This window comes from Arthrobacter sp. GQ119, assembly GCF_059759125.1.
Genome location: NZ_JCAXEA010000015.1, coordinates 103,340 through 128,038 on the forward strand (window position 1 = coordinate 103,340; position 24,699 = coordinate 128,038).

The following is a 24,699-nucleotide window of genomic DNA, read 5'->3' on the forward strand; positions in this document are numbered from 1 at the left end:
GCTTCCTTTACTTGTGGTTTGTTTCGTTGCTGGATGGAATGTTGGATCTACTTGACTGCACCACGCATCACTCCGGACAGTACCCACCGCTGGGCCAGGATGTAAACCACCAGGGTGGGCGCCATGGCCATGAGGTACGACGCGAATGCGAGGCTGTAGTTGGTGTTGAATTCGCCCTGGAAAAGCATCTGCACGACGGGCAGCGTCTGCAGGGCCGGGTCGGCGATCATCATCTGCGGCAGCAGGAAGTCGTTCCACGAGCCGAGGAAGGCGAAGATGCCCACGGTCGCGTTCATGGGAGCCAGCAGCGGGAAGATGATCTTGCGGAACACCTGCCACGTGGTGGCACCGTCCATGCGGGCCGATTCCTCCAGTTCCACCGGGATGGAGCGGACAAAGGCGATGTAGAGCAGCGTGTTGAAGGAGATGCCGCCCAGCACGTGCAGGAACACGACGCCTGCGGGATTGTCCAGGCCAAGGAGCGCCGTCTGCTTGATCAGCGGCAGGATGATCACCGGGAACGGAATGAACATGGCCGACAGCAGGTATACGAACGAGCCGCGGAAGAACTTCCGGTTCCAGTTCCGGGCGATGGCGTAGGCCACGAGCGAACTGCAGACCAGGGATCCCAGGACGCTGAAGACCGTGACGAAGGCGGTGGACATGAAGGCCCGCGGGAAGTTGGTGGCCACATACGCGGCGGCGAAGTTCTCCCAGTTCATCGGGCTCGGCCAGGCCAGGCCCGTTCCGCCGATCTGGTCCGGGGACTTGAGGGCCATGGCCACGGTGAAGTAGAGCGGCAGCAGGACGGTCAGGGAGGCCACCAGCATCAGTGCGGTGAGCCACCAGTTGACCTTGTAGCCCTCGCGGCTGGACTTGCGGGTCCTGCCGGCCGGCGGTGCCGCAGGGTTCACGGGCCTGGAAAGTGTGGATGCGGTCATTAGAGAGAAACCCCCCGGCGCTGGATGAGGCGCAGCTGGATGACGGAGATCAGCAACGTGATCAGGAAGTAGATGACGGCATTGGCCATCTGGTAGGAGTAGTCCCCGCCCGTGAAGCCGGAGAAGATGCGCATGGCCACGGACTGTGTTGCCATGCCGGGACCGCCGCCCGTGAGGCCGACGATGATCTCGTAGGTGCCCAGGAAACCCTTGAACCCGAGGATCACGTTGATCACCAGGTACCCCATGATCAGCGGAAGCGTGAGGCTCAGGAACTGCCGGAAGCTGCCGGCACCGTCCAGGTCCGCCGCCTCATACACCTCGGAGGGCACGCTCTGCAGACCCGCCAGGTAGATGATGGTGGCGCCGGGGGCGGCCTGCCACACCGTGACCAGCACAATGGCGATCCAGGCGAGGTTCTCGTTGGCCAGGATGCTCGTGGCCAGGGGTGTGTAACCAAGCCGTTCCATCAGCACCGGCAGGGTGTTGGAGAAAAGGTAGTTGAAGACGAAGGACACGATCAGCGCGGACAGCACCATGGGAATGAAGAACACGGTGCGGATGCCGGTCCGCCACTTGATCTTGGCATTCAGGCCCAGGGCAATGGCGAGTGCCACAACGTTCACCACCACCGTTGTGGTCAGGGCGAAAACGAAAGTGAAAATGTAAGACTGCAGTACTGCCGGGTCTTTGAAGATATTGACGTAGTTGGACAGTCCGATGAACTTCCAGTCGCCGTAGCCGGCATAGTTCGTGAGGCTGAAGAAGACGCCGACGAGCGCCGGCAGGGTGATGAAGAAGGCGAACAGTGCCAGGACAGGCACCACCATCCAGTAGTACGTGGGATCGATGCCGTTCCTGGACCGGAACGCTCCGGGTCTTTCCACGGCGGATGTCGGGGTCTTCTGTCCTGCGGGACGGGCTGTCTGGGCCACCCGGGAAGTGATAGTCATTGGGGCTCCTGAAGTCGGGGTGGGGTCAGACCGCGGTGCGCTCGGCGACGCGGCGCCATTCGTCGTCGAGGGCGGCGAGGAACTGCTTGCCGTTCCTGCCGTACACAAAGGACTGGACGTAGTTGTACAGCGGCACCGACGGCGGGAAGTAGGTGGTGGCTCCCTGGTAGTAGCGCCCCTCGTTGACGGAGTCGCTCAGGCCGGTGATCTGCGGGTTCTCGACGGCGGGTGCGTCCTTGAGGGGCGAGAATGCGGCGTTCTTCTCGTTGTAGGTATTCACCACTGACGGTTCCAGGAGGTAATTGACGAACCGCTGGGCCGCGGCCATGTTGGGCGTGTTGCGGGTGATGGACAGCGCCATGTCCACGTTCACGCGGGCTTTGGTGTCGGCGGGGTCATTGGTGACCGGCAGCGGGAAGGAACCGAGCCTGACGTTCTTGTTGGCTGCCACCAGCTGGGACAGCGCCCAGGGGCCCTGCAGGTACATGGCGGCCTGACCCTTGGCGAACGCGGCATTGCCGTCCGCGTAGTTCTTGCTGACTGCGCCGTTTTGTGAGAAGGCTGCCAGCTGCAGCATCTTGGGCAGTGCTGGAGCGAAGTTGCTGGTGAAGGACTCCGGAGCGTCCTGGGTTATGGCGGCGCCCCGTGCGGTGAGCTTGGAGAAGAAGTCCGCCACGTCGAGCGTGCCTCCGGCCACGTAGTCGAACATGCCCTGCCCCAGCGTCCAGTTGTCCTTGAACGTTCCGTAGATGGGGGTGATGCCGGCTGCCTTGAACGTTTCGCACGCGGCCACGAACCCGTCCCAGGTGGTGGGAACCTGCACGCCCTTGGCCGCGAAGATGTCCCGGTTGTAGATGACGCCGGCCGCGGCCAGCGAGAACGGCAGGGCGCTGGTTTCGTTGCCCTTGTACTGGCCCCAGGAGCTGACCAGCTCCTGGATCTTGGGATCAATGGTGGCTGCGACAGGCATGTCGGACAGGTCGGCAAAAACGCCCTTGCGGACGAAGTCGGCGGTTGCCTGCGCGAAGCCGCGGGTCACGACGTCCGGCGGATCGTTGCGCACGAGGCCGGGGACGAAGTTGCCCTCGTTGAAGTCCTGGATCACGCGGATGTCCGGGTTCAGGGCTTCGAAATCCTTGATGACCTGGTTGAAGTAGGCCACGACCTCTGGCTTGTTCTGCATGAACCGCAGCGTGGTGATGCCGTTCTGTGTGCTGGGCGTCGCGCCGCAGCCGGCCAGGGGAAACATGGCGGCGGCGCCGGCGAGGCCGGCAGCCTTCAGCAGCGCGCGCCTGCTCAGCGGTGCGGTTCTGCTGCGCAGTTCAGTGCTGCGTGCGGCGGCCTTCACAGGGAGGAAACCGATGTGCGGGCGGTATGTGGCAGGCGGGTCGGGGGTCCGGGCGGACAGTGCTTCAGGATGCTGTTCACGGTTGCTCCTTTGCAAAAGGCTGGGTGAAGGACTGGAGGAAAAGCCAGTGGTCGGCGGCCGTCCGGCCCACCGGGCAAGTTTATATGGAATCTAAATTTAGTTCCTCAAGTATTATGTGGTGAAAAGCACAGGGAGGTCAACACCATGTCTGAGATGACGGCGGCAACGCCCCAGCTGTTGCGGCGGGTCAGCGCCGGGGCTGTCCTGGACTTCATGCGCGCATCCCAGGCTGTGACCGTCACCGAAGTCATGCAGGCCACGGGGCTCACGCGGGCCACGGCCATCTCGGTGTGCGAAGACCTCATGGAGCGCGGCTGGATCAGGGAACTGGAAAACCAGCGGGCCTTCGGCGGCTACCAAAAGGGCCGGCCGGCGCGGCGGTTCGAGCTCAACGAGCGAGCCGGCTATGTCCTTGGCATGGACGTGGGCATCTCCAAGGCCACCGTGGTGGTGTCCGATCTCCGCGGAAAAGCGCTGGGGCGGTCCAGCCAGCCCTTTGCCGGCGCGGAAATCCCTGCCGAGGAACGCATCGCCGTCATTGACCGGACGGCCATGATGGCCCTGAACAGCGTGGGTGCCTCGCCCGACTCGGTGCTCGCTGTCTGCGCCGGCATCGCTGCGCCGGTGGACCGCAACGGGGACGTTCTCGTCACCCAGCACTTCTGGGGACTGTTCGACGTCGGTCTGAAGGCCGCGCTCCGGGACCTCCGCGGATGGACGGTACTCCTCGAAAACGACGCCAACCTGGCCGCCCTGGGAGACCGCTGGCGCGGTGCTGCCGCCGGCGTGGACGACGTCGTCGTCATCCTGGCCAGTGAACGCTTTGGTTCCGGAGTGATCGACGGCGGGCGGCTGCTGCACGGCATCGGCGGCGGCGCCGGCGAACTGGCGTTCCTTGACATGGTGGAGGGTGTGGGCGACACCTTCGGCATCGCCACCCTGGCGCGGATCTGGGCGGCCGAAGCCCTTGCGGGGAAGGCCAAGACCTCACTCCGGGAGCATGCTGCCGAGGGCGCCGAAGCAGAGCATGTCTTTGCCGCCGCCGCTGCCGGCGATGCGGTTGCCCTGAAGATCCTGGACCGGCTGGCCGACAGGATGGCCCGCGTCATCGGCGCCGTGGCCACCATCATCAACCCCGAGCTGGTGGTCATCGGCGGTGCCGTGGCAAACTCCGCAGGCGTGCTGCTCGACTCGATCGCGGAGCGGCTGAAGGAGTTCACGGTCACCCCGCCGCGGGTTGCCGTTTCCCCCCTCGGGGACTCGATCGTGACCGTGGGCGCCGTCAGGTGTGCCCTGGATTATGTGGAAAAAAACAGCCTGGACCTGGAGCTGTCCCTGCCCGCCTGAACAGCGCAGCGCCAACAGCCGGTGTTCTACTCCGGCATGATCATGGTGCGCAGGTCGAGCTGCCGGAGCACCCTGTCGGCCACCTCGGGATCCATATCCGGCTCATTGCGGGCCGCCATGACCTCCTGGCGCGCCGCATCCAGGGCGATGGTCTGGACCGTGATGGCCAGTTCCCTCCCCCGCTCGCGCTTCTCGGCCAGGCTCTCATTGCGGAGGCTGCCGTCCAGCAGCTCGGCATGGAGCCTGGTCATCTTCTCCTTCACCAGGGCCACCTTCTCGGGCGGCAGCTCCTTCATGAGCTCGTTGTCCTTCAGGGCCGCCACGGCTGCCGCCTGCGCACGCCGCGCCAGCAGCCGTGCCGCATCCCGCTCCTGGGTCCCGTCCTGGATGGCCTTCAGGACCTTCATCAGCCACGGCAGCGTCAGCCCGGGCAGCACCAGCGTGGCCAGCAGCACCGCACACGCGATGACGAGCAGCTGGTCGCGGGCCGGGAACGGTGTGCCGTCGGCGAGGGTGAGCGGAAGCGCCAGCGCAAGAGCCAGCGTGGCGAGGCCGCGCATGCCGCACCAGGTCAGGATCAGGACCTCTTTTGCCGACGTCGGCTGCAGCACGTGCTTCCGCTTGCGGGCGGACACCGCCAGCAGCCCCAGCCAGCCGAACCGCACCGCAAAGACCAGGATGCAGACCACCACGGCCGTTCCCACCATGCCGAAGACCGCGGTGCCCTCCGTGTGGATCACGTCCTGGATTTCGAGCCCCACGAGGCCAAAGGCCAGCCCGGTGACAAGGAGCTCCACCACGTCCCAGAACGCCGTTCGCGTGACCCGCTCGGCGGCGTCCTTCGGGCGGGCGTGCCGCTGCATTTCCAGCGCGGTGACCACGACGGCGATCACACCGGATGCGTGAAATTCTTCCGCCAGGATGTAGGCGGCAAACGGCACCACCAGGGTGACCGCGCTGCGCGCGACCATGGAGGCCACCAGCCGCGTGATCAGCGACGTCAGCCAGCCCATGGCGATGCCCACCACGACGGCAAGTGCCGCTCCCACGAGGAACTTGAGGACGACGTCGGGCCCCAATTTGGTGCCGGAGACGGCGGCCGCCACGGCCGCCTGGAAGATGACGATGGCGGCCGCGTCGTTGAACAGGCCCTCGCTTTGGAGCACCGTGATCAGGCGCCGGGGCATGTGGACGCGGCCGGCAACAGATTCCACCGCCACCGGATCCGGCGGGGCCACCATGGCGCCCAGGGCGATGGCGGCGGGGATGCCGATCCCCGGGATCATGAGCCACGCAGCGCCGGCCACTGCCGCCGTGGAGATGACCACGAGGGCCACAGCCAGCATGAGGAGTGTGCGCCACCGGACGCGGAAGACCGCCCAGGAGCTGCGCTGGGCCGTGGCGAACAGCAGCGGCGGCAGGAAGAGGGGCAGGATCAGCTCCGGCGGGATCTGCAAGTCCGGGAAGCCAGGAATGAACGTCAGGGCCACGGCCAGGAGGAGCATCAGCACCGGGTACGGCAGGCGCAGCCGGTCCCCCAGCCCCACGGCCACCACGGTGGCGAGCAGGAGTCCGATGATGAGTGCGAGCTGGTCCATGGGCCCCTTACTTGACGGGTTCCAGCGCAGCCGAAACGGGCAGGGTGCCGTCCCGGAATCGAATGGTCCTGCCGGCGCAGCCGGGCAGGTCCAGCACCGCGGCGGCGACGATGGCCACGTTGGCACGGGACGTCGCGGTGCCCGAGGAAGCGTCGGACGGGTTGACGTCGATCAGCCCGTTGCCGGGTCCGTCCGTCAGCGAACCGGGTCCCAGGATGGTCCAGGAAAGCCCGGAGCCGCGGAGGTATTCGTCTGCCGCCGCCTTGGCCTCGGCGTAGGCGTGGAAGCTGTGGCCCGCGGGCACACCGTGGTCCGGACCGGCGCCGAAGTAGGAGACCATGACATACCGGTTCACGCCGGCTTCCACGGCGGCGTCCATGGAGCGGATGGCGGCGTCGCGGTCCACCGCGTAGGTGCGCTGCGGGTTCCCTCCCCCCGCGCCGGCTGACCAGACCACGGCGTCGTGGTTCCGGAGCGCGGCGGCGATTTCCGCCGTCGTCGAATTTTCCACGTCAAGGACCGACGGCGATGCGCCGGTGGCAGCGACGTCGGCGGTGTGGTCGGGGTTACGGATGAAGGACGTGACGCTGTGCCCCTCGTCCGTGAGCAGGGCGGACAGCTGGAGGGCCACTTTGCCGTGGCCGCCGATAATCGCGATGCGGGTCATGCACTCATTCTGTCCCAGCGTGCGGCTGCGTCCCAGTTGGGGTCAGGTGCGGTTGGCGTAGCGAAGGAATACGACGCCGTTGCCGAAGCGCCGTTCTTCCAGCAGCTCAAGGCGCAGGCGGACGTCGTCCGGGAGGTACTTTTTGCCGCCTCCCACCGCCACAGGCGAGAGGAACATCTGGAATTCGTCCACCAGTCCTGCCCGGATGGCGGCGGCGGCGAGCTCCGGACCGCCCACGGCCAGGTCGTGCCCGGCGTCCGCCTTGAGCTGCCTGACGGCGCCGGCGTCGAACTCCCGCTCGATGCGGGTCCGCTCGCTGGACGGACGGTCGAGCGTCCGGGAGAACACCACCTTGTCTGCCGCCTTCCAGAGCTCAGCGAAGTCCTGGATGTAAGGAGGTTCCTGGGCGAAGGCGGAGGGGTCTTCCCACGCCACCATCACCTCATAGAGGCGCCGCCCGAACAGATAGGTGCCGATCCCGCGCTGGAGCCCGTTGACGAAGGTGTGCACTTCCTCGTCCGGCTCGCCCCAGTCGAAGCGGCCGTCGCGGTCCGCCACGTAGCCGTCGAGGGACATGATGAATGAGTAGATCAGTTTGGCCATGCCGGGCCTCCTGTGGTGTGCCTGATCCGGTCCGAGCCTAGGCTCCCGACCCTAGAGTGCCCGCCTCGGGATGGCAACGTTCCAGGGCTTCCGGCGGCCCGCCTCAGCAATGGCACAGGATTCCATCAGGACCTCATCAAGAATCCGGTCCGGGGCAGCCTCGGCTGTAATGCTGGATTCCGCGTCAACTTTTGCGCCACTTTTCACGAGCCTGTAATGGGGGAATCATGCCGGCAAACCGGTTCAAGCATGTCCGAAAGCGGGCGGCAGCACTGGCCGCACTCATCAGCCCCGCCGCCTGGGGCAGGTCCCTTGCCGCATCGGCTCTGGCGGGCGGGCTGCTGCTCGCCGGCGTGGCCGTCCCCGCGGAGGCCGCGTCCTACTACTCGGCGCCGCTGCGCACCGCGGCCCGGTCCCTTGCCGTGGCGGCCGAGAACAACACCGGGTACGACAGGAACCGCTACTTCGGCTACTGGAATGACGCCAACCGCGACTGCCAGAACACCAGGGCCGAAGTCCTCCTCCAGGAGACAAAGTCGGCCGTGACCTACACGACGGCGCGGCGGTGCACCCTGCGCACGGGCCGCTGGGTATCCCCCTGGGACAACCGGACCCACACCTCGGCATCGGCTGTGGAGATCGACCACACCGTGCCGGTCCACGAGGCGTGGGGCTCGGGGGCGCGCTACTGGTCGCAGGCGCGGAGGGTGGCGTTCTACAACGACCTCGGCGACTCCCGATCCCTGAACGCGCTGACAGCGGCGCTGAACTCCGCAAAGCAGGCCAGGGGGCCGGAATCGTGGATGCCCCCCGCAAACCGCTGCGCCTACATCGGCCAGTGGGTTGCGGTAAAGATCCGGTGGGGCCTGCGGGTGGACAGCGCGGAGAAGGCCGCGCTGGTCCGCTATGCGGACTCCTGCCCGAATGTGCGCGTCAGCGTCACCAGGGTATAGGGCTGCTTCATGCCGGGCGCCTGCGCTTGTGCCAGGCGCCGGCGGGGTTCAGGCGCCGACGGATGTTGCAGGCGCGCGCGTTAGTTCCAAGCGTCGGCGGTTCCAGGCGTCGGCGGGTTCAGGACGGCGGGTTCAGGTCGATGATCGGAAGGTGGCCGTCTGTGCGGATGGCGTCACCGCCGCCGTTGCGGTGGTGGTAGCCGGAGGAGAAGTTGCGGATCACGTGCACTGATTCCACCGCGTTGGCCACCCGGAGGGTTTCGATGATGAAATCCCGCTCTTCGTCGGTCCGGTCCGCGATCTTGTGGGTGATTTGGAAGGTGAAAAGGGACAGGCCCACGCTTCTGTCATACGTGCCGGCACCCACCCAGTCCACGGCGAGCCCTCCGGGCAGCATCCAGCCATCCGGACATTTCCAGAACCGGACATGGTGCCGTTTGCGGGGGTTCCCCTCGATCTCACGCTGGAACGCCATGTCCTGCCGGTTCCCGAAAACGTAGAGGGAACTCACCGGCGCGGCCGGATAGCTGCGGCCCAGGACGGTCGATTCCAGGGTTCGCCAGGCGGTGCGGGGCGTAACGGGGTCAGCCTCAACCCATCCCGCCGTCGTCATGGCGTGCCGTAGTTCCTCCGCAGGACCGACGACCGCCAGATTGACCGGATCACCGAGCACCCCGTCACCGGTGCGCGCACGGCCGATGAAGTAGTCCGGAATGTACAGGCTGCTGAGAATCTTGTGGATGCGTGGCAGGAGCGCGTAGGCCAGGATCAGCCACACGGGCAGGAACACCCACACCTGCTCGGGACCCCGCGTCAGGCGTGCCAGCAGGAAGTAGTACACCGCCCAGCCCACTGCCACCGTGATGGCCCCGTACAGCAGTCGCTGAAGCACCGCCAGTATCGTGGCCCAGCGGCTCTGCCTGCGTTCCGTCCGGCTCTCCGGCCGGGAATGGTCCGGTTCGGCCGGAGCTGGCCGGTTCCCCTCAGCCGACGTCACTGCCCGTTCTCCTCCCGTTGCCGGATCATCACTATGAATACTCTGTCATCCCTGCCCGTCTTTGAGGGGATCGGTGACAAACCAGTGCTGCACCATGGTCCACAGGTTGCTGACTGTCCAGTAGATCAGGACGCCGATGGGAAAGAGAACGCCGCCCACGCCAAACACGACCGGGAGGATATAGAGCAGCACCTTTTGCTGGCGCATGAACGGGGAAGCCACGGCCTCTTCAGGCATGCTCCTGGCCATGATCTGCTTCTGCGTGATGAACTGCGCTGCGGTCATGGTCAGGATCATGACGACGGTCAGGATAGCGACCGCTGCCGGGTTGCCTTCTCCGTGGAGCAGCGATGCGGCCAGACCGCGCCGAAAATGGTGGACTCATCGAACTGCACCACCTGGTCATGGCTCATCGCACCGAGGCCGCTGCCCTTCTCACGGGCCGCGCTTATGCCGGACAGCACGGTGAACAGCGCGAAAAAGAACGGCGTCTGGATCAGGAGCGGCAGGCACGCGGAGAACGGGTTGGTGCCGTGCTTCTTGTACATGGCCATCTGTTCCTGGGCCATGGCCTGACGGGACAGCTGGTCGTTCCTGCCCTCGTACTTGTCCTGCAGCTGCTTCAGGTCTGGCTGCAGCAACCGCATGCGGCGCTGGGCCTCGACCTGCCTGAGGAAGACGGGAATCAGGGCCGCTCGAATCACCAGCACCAGCCCGATGATGGACAGCGTCCACGTCCAGCCGCTTTCTGCCGGCAGGCCGATAGCGCCCAGGCCCTCATGGAAGCCCACCATGATGACGGACACAAGCCAGGTGAACGGAGACAGGATTGTTTCGAGGAATTCCACTGATATCCCCATTCGTGCGGTGCTGCAAAGCTACGGCGAATGGGGGCCGTTGTCACGGCCCCCCGATGGCATCGGCACCCGTCATACCTCAAACAGAAAGACCCCCGGAACCTTGCGGATTCCGGGGGTCTTAGCCTGTAGCGGTGGGGAGGCTCGATCTCCCGACCTCACGATTAGATGGCCACACGTTTTCCCAGCTTCCAACATATGCCGTATGGCTTTCATTCGTAGGGGAGAACGCCTCCGCCAGCCTTCTCCAGTCTTCGACTGCTTCCACAGCATTTCAGAGTATTCGTTGGGTAAACGTTGGGTTCGGGGACTATCGATCCCCGGTCCGCAGTCAGGTCTGACACACGCACCACTGCCGTTTCCCATTCGCCTGCAACCCGTTTTATCGAATGCCTTCTCTCCTATCCTGAACGCGTGCGGCCGGTGTCGAGCCACCTTCCGGTCGATCGTCGCCGCGCTCATCCCCCATCAGCAGTACGGCCTCCGCGTCCTTCAGGTCCAGTTCCCCGTCCCGGCGTAGCAAGGGCACGAGCACCGGCAGCATCGGCGCCAGCCTCTTGCCGGCCGGGGCCCGCAGCACCGCCCAGCAGACCACAAGCGCTTCGATCACCCACTGACCATAAACCGGGGCGGCCGCGGACGGGCACGCACCGGGTGCAGCTCCAAAGCCTGCCGCAAAGCCCGCCGTGCGTAGTCCCGGTTCCAGCCCGTCAGTTCCACAAGGTCATCAAGGATCCTCACCTTCTCCGTCCGGCTCCCGCGGGCATACGCCCGGCCTTGACCACCGTGACGGCCTTGCGCTGGCTCATCATCAGTCCCATCCCTCAAGGATGTCCGCGCCTCACCTCTTTCCGGACCTTTTCCACTGAGGCAACGTAGCCCGCTACGCGGACCTTTCCCATGAGTCAACGCCAGACCTTGCAGAGGTCTTCGGCCGGGGCTAGCCTGATCAAAATACGGGCCAGAGGCTAGGAGCACGAGATGTTTCAGGCAGATCCCATCTTTGATTTGCGCGGCGACACCGTGAAATTCGAACCGATCGGAATAGGGAATCCGTTGAAGGTCGAGTTGGTATCGGTCTATGTCGGGCGGATCCGCAGAGACGACGGAGAGTTGCTCGTTATGTCGACAGCGAGGGATCCTGACGGGCCGGCCACAGCCCCATCTGTCGTTGCAATGAACTGGTGGGGCGAGAAGGTTAAGTCACAGGAGATGGTCGCGCTCAACAACGGGACGGCCGGCACTCGCGTTATCTACTACTCCCCGGCTGAGTCCGCCACCTTCCTTTCCATTTCAGTCAAGCTGAAGTTCGATTATTTCCCACGTGATGTAGTCCAGGCGTGGGTCAAAGCCGCTAAGAACATCGCCAGTCTCCCCATCCTGATCGGCGGCATGGCACTTGGAGGCCCCGTCGGCGTGGCTGGCGCCCAAGCCATCGTCGGGGTCGCGGAAGCTGGAGCCAACCTCGGTATCGCGCTTCTCGACAGGGGTATCGACGGCGCTGGCTTGACGAGTCTGGACTGGGGGCTTTCTATTGCCGACCCGGGCAGCGTTGCCCAGAGGGCGGGCTTCGTGTTGTTGACGGAGGACAACCGCGAGGTGATGATGCAGGGGCAGGTGGATAACGTAGTCGCCGGCTACACGTCAAACGATGGGTATAAAAACGCCCAGGACGGACCGAAGGACTTCCTCGAAGTTGATGGTAAGGCATTCTATGTCGATGGACAGGACCAGGTCCTCCGGCATGTGGAGGACGGCAGCTGGAACGACGCCGGCTGGACGTTCAAAGCCGGCCAAAGGGTTCGTGGCCCATGGCCTTATGCGCTCGTAAAAGTGCACGGAGCCGAGGACGAGGACCTGAAAAAGTGGAAGCCCGCCGCAGTGACCGCGGAACTCGCCGCAAAATTCCTGAACCACAGCAAAGACGGTGAGGTTCCAGAGCTCACCGAGAAGGTGTTCACCGCCTACTCGGACGTGACAATGCTCAACCGCGCTGCCGAGCTTCAGAAGAAGATCGACAGCGAAAAGGATGATACGAAGAAGAATGTATTCAAGAAGCAGTTCGACGCCCTACTCGACTCCATCCAGAATGAGAAGCTGAAAAAGCTTGTGACTGTCAAGGCCTGAATCGGGCTCCTTTTGGTTCCTCTCGTCAGGTCCGAGCCCGCGAGACGCCTCAGGCCTGGCACCGGGCTCTTGCAGGAATTGGTCCTCCTACTTACCCAGGAAGTGCATCAAGGCCGACCAGACAGCCGATCCACGCCGTTTCTGACCTAGGCAGCTAGTCGGCCCATTTGAAAAGAAACTCGGCACCATCAGGTCCCTTGCCCCAGCTTCTTGTGACGGGTTGTATCGGCTGTTGTTGCCTTCCAACTTACTGAAGTCAGGCTGAATCCGGTCAACGGCTGTCGGCCAACCACGCTGACCAAGCCTCAGTCGACGACATGGATCTCAGGGCTTTTGTCAGGCGATAGGTACCATAATCATCGTCACTGTTGGCAAAGGCTCGAAGAATGGCCGTACGGGCCTGCGCTCGTTCACCATCCGTCGTGGTAAGGGCTTCCAAGATCTGGACTATTGCGGGGACTTCGCTAGGGTCGCCGGTGGCGGTCAGCGCCCGGAGCGCTAACGCGCAGGCCCGAGCCCGCTCACCATCCGTCGTTGCCAGGGCTTCCAGGGCCGTGACCATTGCGAGGACTTGGCTAGGGTCGCCGGTGGCGGTCAGCGCCCGGAGCGCTAACGCGCAGGCCTGTGCCCGTTCATTCTCCGTGGGTGCCAGGGACGGCAGGACCTCGACGAGGTTACGGATTTGGCCCAAGCTGTCGGTGGCGATCAGGGCCTCCAGCGCAGCCGCGCAGGCCTGCGCCCGCTCACTGTCCGTGACTGAAAGGGATGACAGAACCTCAACGACACCGAGGACCAGCCGAGAGTCTGCGCTGTCAGTAAAAGCGGCCAGCGCTGGCATGTTGGCCGCGCTCAGGGATTTCAACAGTGCCCCTAGGGTCTGTGCGCGCTCACTATCCGTGGGTGCCAAGGACGGAAGGAGTTCAACGACCCGCCCCCGCGGCCAAGAGCAGCCATTTAACAGCCACCCCTCAGAGAATGTGGTGCTTTTTGAGAGAATCTAAGAGACGCCTCTCGTAGGTGAGTCGCCTCCCAATACAGAAAGACCCCGGAATCTCGCGGATTCCGGGGATCTTAGTCTGTAGCGGTGGGGAGGCTCGATCTCCCGACCTCACGATTATGAGTCGTGCGCTCTAACCAACTGAGCTACACCGCCACGAATGAGAAAAACCTGCGCCAAGCCGGTCAAGACCGCCCTGACACAGGCCCTCATTCAGAGCCCCCCACCGGAATCGATCCGGTGACCTCGTTCTTACCAAGAACGCGCTCTACCACTGAGCTAGGGGGGCAACGAGTAAATACTCTACCGGAAGATTTCATCCTCAACAAATCGGCGGAAGGACGGCGCCAGTGCCATCGAAACAGTTGCGCATGAACGGTTTTTGTGGCCTTCAAATCGGCCGTTTGAGCCCTCCCGTGGCTGGCCGCTTCACGCGGTGCGGGTCCGTTAAAGCACTCAGGGACCGGCTCGAAAGCCGGTCCCTGAGTGTTGCAGGAAACCACCGCCTGGGAACTACTCCCCCGGGCCCGCGTTTACCCGGCGGTGCTTACCATTTGGCTGCGATTACCATTTGCCCTTGCGGTTGAAGTCGCGGTGGCCGCCTTCGCTGCCGTGGCGGGGCTTGCGTGCGCCGTCGCCATGGCCGCCGAAGCGGGAATCGCTGGCCTGGCCGCGGCTTGCACCGCTGTCAGCGCCGAAGCTGCGCTCGGAACGCTCGCTGTACGAGCGGCCGCCGCGGTCCGCCGAGGAGCGCTCGCCGTCGTTCTTGCGGAATTCCTTCTTGAAGCCGCCGTTGCCCTTGAAGTTGCCGCCGCGGTCGCCGCCACGGCTTCCCTGGTAGCTTCCGCGGTCACCGGACGGCTTGCGGCCGTTGTCCAGCTCGAGGTGGATCAGCTCGCCGCCGATCCGGGTGCGGGACAGGGCGCGCAGCTGCTCGGGGCTCAGGTCCGCCGGGAGCTCCACGAGGGAGTGGTCCGAGCGGATGTCAATGCCGCCGATCTGGGCCGAGGAGATGCCACCCTCGTTGGCAATGGCGCCCACGATGGAGCCCGGCATGACGCGCTGACGGCGTCCGACGGCGATCCGGTAGGTTGCGTTGCCCTCGGTCAGCGCGCGGGTCGGGCCACGCGAGCCGAAGCCGTCCTTGGAGCGCTCACGCTTCTGGAACTCGGGAGCAGCAGGCAGTTCCTTGACCAGGAGCGGCTGTCCGCCCTGGGCCATGACAGCCAGTGCTGCAGCGATCTCCGCGGCGGGAACGTTGTGCTCTTCCTCGTAGGAGGCGATGAGGTCGCGGAACGCCGAGACATCCTCGGATTCCAGCGTCTCGGTGATGCGCTCGGCGAACTTGCCCAGACGCAGCGTGTTCACGGTCTCAGCGGTGGGCAGGTGCATCTGCTCGACCGGCTGGCGGGTGGCCTTTTCGATGGAGCGCAGCAGGTACTTCTCCCGCGGCGTCATGAAAAGGATGGCGTCGCCGGAACGGCCCGCACGGCCGGTGCGGCCGATGCGGTGCACGTAGGACTCGGTGTCATGCGGAATGTCGTAGTTGATCACGTGGCTGATGCGTTCTACGTCAAGACCACGGGCTGCGACGTCGGTGGCAACCAGGATGTCGATGCGGCCTTCCTTCAGCGCGTCAACGGTGCGTTCGCGCTGCTGCTGCGGGATGTCGCCGTTGATGGCGGCAGCCTGGAAACCGCGGGACTTCAGCTTGTCGGCGAGGTCCTCGGTGGCCATCTTGGTGCGCACAAACGCGATGACGCCGTCGAACTCTTCAACCTCGAGGATGCGGGTCAGCGCGTCGAGCTTGTGCGGGCCCATGACCTGCAGGTAGCGCTGCTTGGTGTTGGCACCGGTGGTGGTCTTGGACTTCACCGAGATCTCGGCCGGGTTGTTCAGGTACTGCTTGGACATCCGGCGGATCTGGCTCGGCATGGTGGCCGAGAACAGCGCAACCTGGCGGTCCGAGGGGGTCTGCTGGAAGATCTGCTCCACGTCTTCAGCAAAGCCCATGCGCAGCATTTCGTCGGCCTCATCCAGGACGAGGTACTGAAGCTCGGACAGGTCCAGGGAACCCTTGGAGATGTGGTCGATCACGCGGCCGGGGGTACCGACAACAACCTGGGCGCCGCGGCGCAGGCCTGCGAGCTGGGGGCCGTAGGCGGAGCCGCCGTAGACGGGGAGGACGGTGAAGTCTTCGATGTGCTTGGCGTAGGAGGTGAATGCCTCGGCGACCTGGAGGGCAAGCTCACGGGTCGGGGCCAGCACCAGGGCCTGCGTCTTGCGGGACGGGCCGTTGAGGTCGTGGAGCTCTGCCAGGCGGGACAGTGCCGGTACTGCGAATGCTGCAGTCTTACCGGTGCCGGTCTGGGCGAGGCCCACGACGTCGCGGCCTTCGAGCAGCAGCGGGATGGTTGCTGCCTGGATGGGGGACGGCTTTTCGTAACCGACGTCCTGCAGGGCGGCGAGGACGCGGGGGTCGATGCCGAGGTCGGTGAAGCGGACGCCTTCTTCTTCTTCGGTCGTGGCGGCAGCTTCAGGTGCTGCGGCCTCGGGGTTGACCGTGTTCTCGGTGTCGATGGCGTCGTTGTGATTTTCGGGCATAGGGAAGTTTCCTCATCCATAGGGGGCCAGGCGGCACAACCCGAGGTGAGCGGAGCCGCAGTACATGTGCCGTGGTTGCCGGGCATACATTGACCGGCCGGTCACGTAGAAGTCCGGCGCTTTCGCAATCCCGTGGCAGGACTTCCCGCTGCATCTCTTGGCTGCTATCCCAGCAGTCTGTACAGCGTTTTCTTTAGCCGGCTCTCCCTATGAAAATGCCCGCATCACAGTTGCGGACTCCAACACTTGCCAGTCCTGCCTCAAAAATTGGGCAGGAATAAGGGATTTCCGGAGTGGGGGATATTTCAAGTGTAGGGCATAGTTCCGTCCATCGATAAACCGGGGCCCCTGCAGCACCGGTGACCTTGGCCACACCCGCAGCAGCCAACCTGCCTTTTCCGCCCCTCTTCCAGCTGCACTCCGGCGTTTCTGCACCGCTTTCCAGCGCCAGAGGATCCCGCCTCCGCGCCCGCACCACGGGCCAGCCGCACCCGGACTGCTGAAAGTGGTGCAGAAATGCACGGGTGGCCAGCAGGTCGAGGCAGATGGGAGGCAGGTCAGCTGCCGACGCGCCGGAGCAGCTTCTCGAACTCGTCGTGGTACTCGGGCTGGAGCCTGACCTCGCCGTCTGCCTCGGCGTCCCGGAGCGCCTCCATGGCTTCAACGTCGGGCTGGCTGAACCAGCGTCCGATGGTCACACCATGCCTCGGCACGAAGAGCCGGTGGATGTGGTCACCGGCCTGGATGGATCCGGTGCGGATCACGCGGAGGTAGGTGCCAACACGGCCTGCCTCGGTGAAGCGCTTGACCCACTGGCTCTCCCCCATGCGCCGCTGGAAGGCAGCGCATGGCACACGCGGCGAGGTGACTTCGACTTCCACGTCCAGCCCGATCTTCCAGCGCTCGCCGATGACGGCACCGGTTGCTTCGATGCCGGAAACCCTCAGGTTCTCGCCGAAAATGCCCGGCGGCAGTTCACGCTCCAGCTCGCCGACCCAGTAGTCGGTATCGGCCTGGGAATAGGCGTACAGGGCCTGGTCCTCCCCGCCGTGGTGGATCCGGCTGGCCTGGACGTCACCGTGCAGGCCGAGTTTGTGCACCTTCACCGGACCGTCGACGGGGCGCTTGTCGATTGCGGTGACGCCCACGTTCCCTTCATCAGGCAGGAGCTGGTGTACCCGGCAGACGGCGAGCAGAGTGGCTGTGTCCATGGCAACAGTCTAGGTTCTCGGGCCCACCGGGTCGTCCGGCGGAATCCTGGCGGGTTATCACCGGATTTTTTGTTCGCGGCGTGGCGGCGCAGACACTAGGCTGGCTGCAGGATTTGCGTGCGGTTCCGTCCCGCCAAGGACGGCAGCGCCAACGGCGAGGCCCGCCCGGCCGGGAACGCATCAGCCAAGAACAGATCGGCCAGGAACAGATCGGCATGGACCAGCAGGGGGAACCATGGACCCGGAGAAAGACCAGTCCAAAGACCGCGACGACGGTGCGCGCGGGGACGCGTCCGGCGCCGACGGCCCCAAGCCGCCGCCCTGGCAGGTGCCCAAGCCGGAGCTCCGCCCTGAACTGCTAAACCCCGAACTGCTGAACCCCGGAGCAAGGAAAGACGGAGCGGGAAAAGACCAGCCCGGGCAGCCCAGCCCCATCGTTGACCCGTTCGCCCGGGAACGCGAGCGCGAACTGAGCTCGGCAGCGGCGAGGAAGAAGCGCTCGCAGCGCCGCACCGTAGTGGTGGGCCTGGGCGTGACCGCGTTGCTGGCAGGCACCATCACGGCGATCGTGGCCAGCAACGAACAGGAGCCCGACTACGCACAGGTGTGCTTCAACGAGGAAACCGGCGAACGCGTCGAAGACACCCAGTGCACCAGCACCGCAGGGCGCGGCGGCGCCCTTTACGCCTGGTACTTCTACGCCCGCGGCGCCAGCGTTCCGGGCGTGGGCCAGAGCCGGAACGCCTATCCGAATTTCACCAGGACTGTTCCGCAGGGCGCCAAGGCATCCACGGGATACAGCACCAAGGGCGGTACGGTCAGCAGGGGCGGTTTCGGCAGCAGCTCCAAGGGCGGAAGCACAGGAGGCTAGGGGTGAAGAGACTGACCGCTGCGCCCCGGCCGGACTGGAAGCAGAAAATCGAAGAGCAGGGCCTGGTTTTCTCGACCACCAGCATGCCCGACGGCAGAAAGATCGAGTACTGGAACGAATCCGCGTACTACGAATTCACCATGGACGAGGTGGAAGCGCTCGAGGTCACGGCCGAGGAGATGCACGCGATGTGCCTGGAGGCCGCGAAGTTCCTGGCCACCGGCGCCATGGGACCCATTGGCATCGGCCAGCAGGGCCTGGAGCTGGCGACCGAGTCGCTGCAGGCCGGCGACATGGACATCTACGGCCGCTTCGACTTCATCTATGACGGCCAGGGCGGCCCAGCCAAGATGCTGGAGTACAACGCGGACACACCCACCGGGCTGATCGAGGCCGCCGTGGCCCAGTGGTTCTGGCTCCAGGACGTCTTTCCGGACAAGGACCAATGGAACGGCATCCACGAGGCCCTCATCCGGCAGTGGAAGAAACTCCAGTACCGCACGGGCATGAGCACGCTCCACGTCGCCCACTCGGAGGCCGAGGAATCCGGCGAGGACTGGATGACCGCGGCCTACATGCGGGACGTGGCCAGCCAGGCAGGGTGGACCACCATCGGCATCAACATGTCGGACATCGGCTGGGACCCCAATCTGAACCGTTTCGTGGACCTGGACAATTTCATGATCAGCACCATCTTCAAGCTCTACCCGTGGGAGCTGATGCTGAAGGAGCCGTTCGGCCACCGCCTCCTGCAGCGTGCCCACAATCCGCGCTGGGTGGAGCCAGCCTGGAAAATGCTGCTGTCCAACAAAGCGCTGCTGGCCGCGCTCTGGCATTTGTACCCGGACCATCCCAACCTGCTGCCGGCCTACCTGAACGAGCCAGGGCCGCTGAAGGAGTGGGCGGCCAAGCCGCTCCATGGCCGCGAGGGCGACAACATCAAGATCCACGCCGAAGGCATCAGCCTCGAGCAGCCCGGCGGGTACGGCCGCGAAGGCTGGTGCTACCAGCAGTTCCACCCGCTCCCCGACTTCGACGGCAACCACCCCGTCCTTGGCCTCTGGGTGGTTGACGGGGAATCCGTCGGCTGCGGCATCCGCGAATCCGACGGCCCCATCACCGACTACTTCTGCCGGTTCGTGCCGAACACCATCGACGCACCGGCGCCCCTTTCGGCCCAGGCCCATTCCAACAAGGCAGGTATCGCACTATGAGCATCGGAACCACGACGGCGGGCGGAGGCGCCGGGAAGCAGCCAGGCAGCGCCGTCCCCGCCAAAGGGCTGCACGCCGGGATCCTGGACCTGGGCGACTCCGTCATGCTGGGCCTGGCCTCCACCGCGCCCGTCTACTCGCTGGCTGCGACCCTGGGCCTGATCGTTGCCGTGAACGGCAACTACACACCACTGATCCTGGTCCTGGGTTTCATTCCCGTGCTGTTCATCGCCTACGCATTCCGGGAGCTCAACAGCGCCCTGCCGGACTGCGGCACCACGTTCATCTGGGCACGCCGCGCATTCGGTCCGTGGGCGGGCTGGCTCGGCGGTTGGGGGCTGGCGCTGGCCGGCATCGTCGTCCTGGCCAACCTTGCCCAGGTGGCCGGACAGTATCTGTGGCTGCTGGTGGGAGACGGTTCCCTGGCGGAGAACACGGTGCTGGTTACCGCGACGGGCGTGCTGTTCATCGCCTTCATGACCCTGGTGAACTACCGCGGGATCCGGCTCGGCGAGCATGTCCAGCGCGTGCTGACGTACATCCAGTACATCTCCCTGGGCGTCTTCGCGGTAGCCATTGTCGTCAGGATCGCGGGCGGGGCACCAGAGGGCCAGGCGTTCGATTTTGAGTGGTTCAATCCTGCCGGTGCGTTCGCTGATCCGGGCGCGGTGGTCCATGGAGCCCTGCTGGCCCTGTTCATCTACTGGGGGTGGGACACCTGCCTGGCGGTGAACGAGGAGACAGAGAATCCGTCCACCACCCCGGGGCGTGGGGCCGTGATCTCGGCCTTCGTCCTGGTGGCCATCTACGTGTCCGTGGCACTGCTGGTGATGATGTACGCCACGGTGGGGTCCGAGGGCATCGGCCTCGGCAACAGCGAGAACCAGAACGATGTGTTCCTTGCCATGAAGGACGTGGTGCTGGGCCCCTGGGGCTGGCTGATCGTCGTCGCCGTCCTGGCGTCCGTACTCTCCTCGACGCAGACCACCATCCTTCCGACGGCTCGCGGCACCCTGTCCATGGGTGTCCATGGGGCGTTGCCGCCGAAGTTCGGCGAGGTCCATGCCCGGAACCAGACGCCCGGGTTCTCCACGCAGGTGATGGGCGCCGCGGCCATCGCATACTACGTGGCGATGAGTTTCCTCAGCGAGAACCTGCTCTCCGACTCCATCAGCTCCATCAGCCTCTTCATCGCGTTCTATTACGCCCTGACCGGCTTCGCGTGCGCCTGGTACTTCCGCGGGACCCTCCGCGACTCGGCAAGGAACCTCTGGTTCCGCGGCATCCTGCCACTGCTGGGCGCCCTCACCCTGACCGGCGCGTTCTTTGTGTCGGCGGTCCAGATGTGGGACCCGGCGTACGGAGACACAGAGATCTTCGGGGTTGGCGGCGCGTTCGTCAGCGGCGTGGTGCTGCTGGGCCTGGGCGTGGTCCTGGCCGTGGTGTGCCGGTTCCTGCCGTCGACGCGGGCCTATTTCCAGGGCAGGCAGCCCGTCGCGGCCAGGCCCCAGGGCAGCCCCAACGGATAAGGCGGCCCGATGCGGGCCGTAGGATGCTGGCATGAGCAACGACGCCCTTGATCCCGCGGCAGCATCGGCCGAGTACGGTCTTCCGGACCCATCTGACATCCTGGCCCTGGATTCGCTGCTGACCCCGGACGAACTGGCGCTGCGGCAACGGATCCGCGACTTCACCGACCAGCAGATCCGGCCGGACATCGCCGACTGGTACGACCGCGGCGTCTTCCCCGGGCACCTGCCCGCGCAGCTGGGCGAGCTGGGTGTGCTGGGCATGCATCTGGAGGGCTATGGATGTCCCGGCCGCACGGCGGTGGAATACGGGCTGGCGGCGATGGAGCTTGAGGCCGGCGATTCCGGGATCCGCACGTTCGTCTCGGTCCAGGGCTCGCTGGCCATGACCGCCATCCACAAGTGGGGCTCGGAGAACCAGAAGCAGGAATGGCTCCCCCGCATGGCCGCCGGCGAGCTGATCGGCTGCTTCGCGCTGACGGAGCCGTCCGCCGGGTCGGACCCGTCCTCCATGACCACTGTGGCCAGGCAGGACGGCACCGTCGAGGACGCCGGCTGGATCCTGGACGGCACCAAACGCTGGATCGGGTTCGCATCGATTGCCGACGTGATGGTCGTGTGGGCCAGGACCGACGACGGCGTCCGCGGCTTCCTCGTGCCGTCCGGCACCGCGGGGGTCACCGCCGCGCCGATCGACCGGAAACTCTCGATGCGCGCCTCGGTCCAGTGCGACGTCACGTTCGACGGCGTCCGGCTGGGACCGGAGGCCCTGCTGCCGGGTGCGCGCGGACTCAGAGGACCGTTCTCCTGCCTCAACGAGGCCCGCTACGGCATCGCGTGGGGCGCGATGGGCGCTGCCCGCGACTCCTACGAGGCCGCCCTGAAGTACGCGATGGACCGGCAGCAGTTCGGCAAACCGCTGGCCGGTTACCAGCTCACCCAGGAAAAGCTGGTGAACATGCTGCTGGAGGTCCAGAAGGGCACCATGCTTGCCCTGCAGCTGGGCAGGCTCAAGGACTCCGGCAGGCTGCAGCCGGAACAGATTTCCCTGGTCAAGCTGAACAATGTCCGCGAGGCCATCAAGGTCGCCCGTGAGGCCCGGACCATCCTGGGCGGCAACGGCATCACGCTGGACTACTCTCCCCTGCGGCATGCGGCGAACCTGGAATCGGTGCGCACGTACGAGGGCACGGATGAGGTCCATATGCTGATCCTCGGCCAGCACATCACAGGGCTGTCCGCCTTCCGGTAGGCAAGAGCCGCTGATAACCGGTTTCGGCAGCCTCAACCGGCTGAGGGGCACTGGCCTGCTCGGTCAGGCGGAAGTCAGGCGGAGAAGCCGCCGTCCGCCTTGATCAGCTGGCCGGAGACCCAGCGTCCCGCCGGGGAAAGCAGGAAGGCCACCGTACCGGCCACGTCCGCCGGCGTTCCCAGCCGCCCGCCCGGCTGGTGCCGGGTGACTTCCTCACGCACTTCCCGGCTCATCCAGCCGGTGTCCACGGGCCCGGGGTTCAGCACGTTCGCGGTGATGCCGAGCGGCCCGAGCTCCCGGGCCGCAGCTATGACGATCCGGTCCAGCGCACCCTTGGACGCGCCGTACGGAAGGTTGAACGCTGTGTGGTCACTGGTCAGCGCAACGATTGCGCCGCCGTCGGGCGCTGCCTGCCGGGCAAAGGCAGCGACCAGCTGCCAGCTGGCGCGGGTGTTCACGGCGAAGTGGCGGTCGAAGCTTTCCAGCGAGGTGTCCAGGACGCCCGAGTCGACCGACTCGGCGTGGCTCAGCACCATGCCGTGGAGCGTTCCGGCCTGCTCCGCGGCAGCGGCCATCAGCCGGTCCACGGCCTGGGGATCCTGAAAGTCCGCGGGCAGGGACACCACCTTGGCGCCAATGGCCTCCAGCTCCGCGGTGAGCCGTTCGACGTCGTCCGGCTGGATTCCCCACGGCATCCTGGCGTCATAGTCCTGCCAGTATGTCAGGACCAGGTCCCAGCCGTCGGCGGCGAGCTGCCGGGCGATGCCGGCGCCGATCCCGGCCAGCCGGCCGACGCCGGTGACGAGGGCCGTCCTGCGCTGGTGTTCTCCAGCCTGGTGTCCTCCAGCCTGGTGTTCTGCAGGCTGGTATTCTCCAGCCTGGTGCTCCCCGCCGTGGCTCATGCCGGCAGCTTCTTAAGGTTCCCCCGCCGCAGCACCACGAACCAGCAGGCCAGGATCGCCAGCGCGCAGAATACGCCTGCGCTGGAGACCATGATCCACAGCCCGGGGGTTTGGAGGTTGAGGTTCTCTGCTCCCAGTGCCGTGCCGATGGTCTTGGGTGAAAAGAAGAACACCACAGTCGAGACGCCCAGCAGGCCACCCATGAGCCAGCGCGTCGCATGATGCCGTCCAGGCATTTCGCGAAGGGTCCAGGCGAATGCCGGCAGCACCGCTGCCATCCAGACCCAGTGGTGGGACCATGACACAGGGCTGATGAGCAGCATGGTGAGGGCGGTGGCCGATATGGCCACCACCTTGGCGCCCTGCTCACTGGCAATCCTGATGACCGCCGCGCCCAATGCCACCACGAGCAGGCTCAGGACCAGCCAGGGGATGGTGACGCCGGCGGCAGGGACACCGAAGTGGAGCAGCGCCCCCTTGATGGAAAGGTTGTCCACATACCCCGCCCCGCCGATCCGGGAGGTGTCAGGAAGGATCTCAAGCCAGAACCGCACGGAATCCGCGGGCCGGAGGAACCAGCCGAGCAGAACGGTGGCGGCGAAGCCGGCGCCCATGTTCAGGAGTCCGCGCCAGTCCTTGCGCATGAGGAAGTACAGGCCAAACACGAGTGGCGTCAGCTTGATGCCCGCCGCCACACCCACGAGGAAGCCGCTCCCGGGCAGGCCCCGGCTCCAGCGGGCATTTCGACCCAGCAGGTCCGCCGCCATCATCCCCATGAGCAGGATGTTGATCTGGCCGAAGGCCAAGGTTTCCCGCCACGGGCCGAGATTCAGGACGGCCAGAAGCAGCACCACCGCCCCGAGCCGGTTCCGCAGGGAGGGCCACGTGGCCGCGGCGAAGGTGCTGCGCCAGTCGGGTTTGGCGTTCCAGTAGCGGACAGCCCTCGCCGCAACCCAGACTGCTATGGCCACTCCGGCCGCGTTGAACAACATCAGGGCGGCTGCCTGCGGCAGCTGAGCCAGCAGGCTGAAGAGCAGCGCAGCAAACGGCGGGTAAGTGAAGGGAAGCTGCGGACCGCCTGCCCACTCCAGCGTCAGGCGGTAGAGCCCCGACGGGCCCAGGCCCGTCTCGTGGAGCACCTTGCCGCCATGCCAGTAGACGCTGAAGTCCAGGCCGCCCTTCTCGCTCCAGACGCCGAGCCGTGCGGAGATGAAGACGGCGGCGGCCAGCACGGCGGCCACGGTGAGGAGCTCCGCGGCGACCACCGCAAACCGGGGATCGCGCAGCATTCCCGGGCCGGTAGTTTCCGCCGGGGCTCCGCGGCTCAGGGCGTCGGCGTGCAGGGCTTCGGTGAGCGGGGCATCAATATGCAGGGCCTCAGTGAGCGGGGCATCAGCGAGCGGGGCGCCGGAACGCGGCCTGTCCTTCGCTTGGGCGTCGAGCAGTGCCATTGAGTGTCCCCCGTTGTGTGATGCCGCCAATGCCGCGCGGGGCCCGTCCGGGTCAGGTGCCCGGGTCGGCACCCGCGCTCATTGTACTAACGGCCTGCGGCGTCCTTCGAAGCCATGCGCCCCGTGTCCCCCACTTTCGAAGCGTCCTTCCGCCCAAGCCGGAGGGCGGTTGCGTCTGGATCGAGTAGGCACTTCG

20 protein-coding genes, 2 tRNA genes and 1 pseudogene are annotated in these 24,699 nt (G+C 65.5%); 7 read left to right on the forward strand and 16 right to left on the reverse strand.

Annotation, left to right across the window (positions count from 1 at the left end; all coding sequences use genetic code 11):
• Positions 1-47: 47 nt before the first annotated feature.
• The 3 genes from AC6CH3_RS14990 to AC6CH3_RS15000 are packed head-to-tail and all read right to left on the reverse strand — an operon-like array spanning position 48 to position 3,338.
• Positions 48-941, reverse strand: a complete 894-nt coding sequence (locus tag AC6CH3_RS14990) for a carbohydrate ABC transporter permease (protein WP_498133170.1) — start codon at positions 939-941, stop codon at positions 48-50.
• Positions 941-1,894 carry a carbohydrate ABC transporter permease gene (locus tag AC6CH3_RS14995; protein ID WP_498133171.1) on the reverse strand — a complete coding sequence of 318 codons (954 nt, stop codon included), beginning with the start codon at positions 1,892-1,894 and terminating at the stop codon, positions 941-943. Before AC6CH3_RS14995 ends, AC6CH3_RS14990 begins: the two co-directional genes overlap by 1 nt.
• 25 nt (positions 1,895-1,919) lie before the next feature.
• Positions 1,920-3,338 carry an ABC transporter substrate-binding protein gene (locus AC6CH3_RS15000; protein ID WP_498133172.1) on the reverse strand — a complete coding sequence of 473 codons (1,419 nt, stop codon included), beginning with the start codon at positions 3,336-3,338 and terminating at the stop codon, positions 1,920-1,922.
• 129 nt (positions 3,339-3,467) lie between these two features.
• On the opposite strand from AC6CH3_RS15000, the gene AC6CH3_RS15005 reads away from it, so the two are divergent.
• Positions 3,468-4,670 carry an ROK family transcriptional regulator gene (locus tag AC6CH3_RS15005; protein WP_498133173.1) on the forward strand — a complete coding sequence of 401 codons (1,203 nt, stop codon included), beginning with the start codon at positions 3,468-3,470 and terminating at the stop codon, positions 4,668-4,670.
• Between the two features lie 26 nt (positions 4,671-4,696).
• Here AC6CH3_RS15005 and AC6CH3_RS15010 read toward each other — a convergent pair whose 3' ends face one another.
• The 3 genes from AC6CH3_RS15010 to AC6CH3_RS15020 are packed head-to-tail and all read right to left on the reverse strand — an operon-like array spanning position 4,697 to position 7,538.
• Complete coding sequence (locus tag AC6CH3_RS15010) at positions 4,697-6,268, reverse strand: Na+/H+ antiporter (RefSeq protein WP_498133174.1); 1,572 nt, start codon at positions 6,266-6,268, stop codon at positions 4,697-4,699.
• Between the two features lie 7 nt (positions 6,269-6,275).
• Positions 6,276-6,935: an NAD(P)H-binding protein gene (locus AC6CH3_RS15015; protein WP_498133175.1), complete on the reverse strand. Its 660-nt coding sequence runs from the start codon at positions 6,933-6,935 to the stop codon at positions 6,276-6,278.
• 42 nt (positions 6,936-6,977) lie between these two features.
• A complete protein-coding gene (locus AC6CH3_RS15020; RefSeq protein ID WP_498133176.1) occupies positions 6,978-7,538 on the reverse strand; it encodes a dihydrofolate reductase family protein in 561 nt (186 codons plus the stop codon).
• A gap of 227 nt (positions 7,539-7,765) precedes the next feature.
• Between AC6CH3_RS15020 and AC6CH3_RS15025 the strand changes: the two genes are divergently transcribed.
• Entirely contained in the window at positions 7,766-8,491 is a 726-nt protein-coding gene (locus tag AC6CH3_RS15025) for an HNH endonuclease family protein (protein WP_498133177.1), read from the forward strand.
• A gap of 118 nt (positions 8,492-8,609) precedes the next feature.
• Here the strand turns inward: AC6CH3_RS15025 and AC6CH3_RS15030 are convergent, their stop codons facing one another.
• From AC6CH3_RS15030 to AC6CH3_RS15040, 3 genes and pseudogenes are all read right to left on the reverse strand, one after another.
• Positions 8,610-9,488 (reverse strand): LssY C-terminal domain-containing protein, encoded by an 879-nt coding sequence (locus AC6CH3_RS15030; RefSeq protein WP_498133178.1) that lies wholly within the window; start codon positions 9,486-9,488, stop codon positions 8,610-8,612.
• 75 nt (positions 9,489-9,563) lie between these two features.
• Positions 9,564-10,336: pseudogene (gene yidC / locus AC6CH3_RS15035) on the reverse strand (membrane protein insertase YidC); the annotation flags it as partial.
• A gap of 391 nt (positions 10,337-10,727) precedes the next feature.
• Positions 10,728-10,955: a hypothetical protein gene (locus AC6CH3_RS15040; protein ID WP_498133179.1), complete on the reverse strand. Its 228-nt coding sequence runs from the start codon at positions 10,953-10,955 to the stop codon at positions 10,728-10,730.
• A gap of 371 nt (positions 10,956-11,326) precedes the next feature.
• On the opposite strand from AC6CH3_RS15040, the gene AC6CH3_RS15045 reads away from it, so the two are divergent.
• Positions 11,327-12,472 (forward strand): hypothetical protein, encoded by a 1,146-nt coding sequence (locus tag AC6CH3_RS15045; RefSeq protein ID WP_498133180.1) that lies wholly within the window; start codon positions 11,327-11,329, stop codon positions 12,470-12,472.
• A 271-nt stretch (positions 12,473-12,743) separates the two neighbouring features.
• Here AC6CH3_RS15045 and AC6CH3_RS15050 read toward each other — a convergent pair whose 3' ends face one another.
• From AC6CH3_RS15050 to AC6CH3_RS15070, 5 genes are all read right to left on the reverse strand, one after another.
• Positions 12,744-13,334: a hypothetical protein gene (locus AC6CH3_RS15050; protein ID WP_498133181.1), complete on the reverse strand. Its 591-nt coding sequence runs from the start codon at positions 13,332-13,334 to the stop codon at positions 12,744-12,746.
• 217 nt (positions 13,335-13,551) lie between these two features.
• Positions 13,552-13,625: transfer RNA gene (locus AC6CH3_RS15055), tRNA-Met, on the reverse strand.
• A gap of 61 nt (positions 13,626-13,686) precedes the next feature.
• Positions 13,687-13,758 (reverse strand) — tRNA-Thr (locus AC6CH3_RS15060).
• 275 nt (positions 13,759-14,033) lie between these two features.
• The gene (locus tag AC6CH3_RS15065) at positions 14,034-16,073 is read right to left on the reverse strand and encodes a DEAD/DEAH box helicase (RefSeq protein ID WP_498133182.1); all 2,040 of its coding nucleotides are present in this window, start codon (positions 16,071-16,073) and stop codon (positions 14,034-14,036) included.
• Between the two features lie 557 nt (positions 16,074-16,630).
• A complete protein-coding gene (locus AC6CH3_RS15070) occupies positions 16,631-17,284 on the reverse strand; it encodes an MOSC domain-containing protein (RefSeq protein WP_498133183.1) in 654 nt (217 codons plus the stop codon).
• 235 nt (positions 17,285-17,519) lie between these two features.
• Between AC6CH3_RS15070 and AC6CH3_RS15075 the strand changes: the two genes are divergently transcribed.
• Genes AC6CH3_RS15075 through AC6CH3_RS15090 form a run of 4 tightly spaced genes read left to right on the forward strand, consistent with a single transcriptional unit; the run spans position 17,520 to position 22,150 of the window.
• Positions 17,520-18,155, forward strand: a complete 636-nt coding sequence (locus AC6CH3_RS15075) for a Tat pathway signal protein (protein ID WP_498133184.1) — start codon at positions 17,520-17,522, stop codon at positions 18,153-18,155.
• Positions 18,156-18,157: 2 nt separating this feature from the next.
• Positions 18,158-19,369: a glutathionylspermidine synthase family protein gene (locus tag AC6CH3_RS15080; protein ID WP_498133185.1), complete on the forward strand. Its 1,212-nt coding sequence runs from the start codon at positions 18,158-18,160 to the stop codon at positions 19,367-19,369.
• Entirely contained in the window at positions 19,366-20,898 is a 1,533-nt protein-coding gene (locus tag AC6CH3_RS15085) for an APC family permease (protein ID WP_498133186.1), read from the forward strand. Before AC6CH3_RS15080 ends, AC6CH3_RS15085 begins: the two co-directional genes overlap by 4 nt.
• Before the next feature lie 31 nt (positions 20,899-20,929).
• A complete protein-coding gene (locus AC6CH3_RS15090) occupies positions 20,930-22,150 on the forward strand; it encodes an acyl-CoA dehydrogenase family protein (RefSeq protein WP_498133187.1) in 1,221 nt (406 codons plus the stop codon).
• 74 nt (positions 22,151-22,224) lie between these two features.
• Here AC6CH3_RS15090 and AC6CH3_RS15095 read toward each other — a convergent pair whose 3' ends face one another.
• Complete coding sequence (locus AC6CH3_RS15095; RefSeq protein ID WP_498133188.1) at positions 22,225-23,052, reverse strand: SDR family oxidoreductase; 828 nt, start codon at positions 23,050-23,052, stop codon at positions 22,225-22,227.
• Positions 23,049-24,503 (reverse strand): glycosyltransferase 87 family protein, encoded by a 1,455-nt coding sequence (locus AC6CH3_RS15100; protein ID WP_498133189.1) that lies wholly within the window; start codon positions 24,501-24,503, stop codon positions 23,049-23,051. Before AC6CH3_RS15100 ends, AC6CH3_RS15095 begins: the two co-directional genes overlap by 4 nt.
• Positions 24,504-24,699 lie beyond the last annotated feature (196 nt).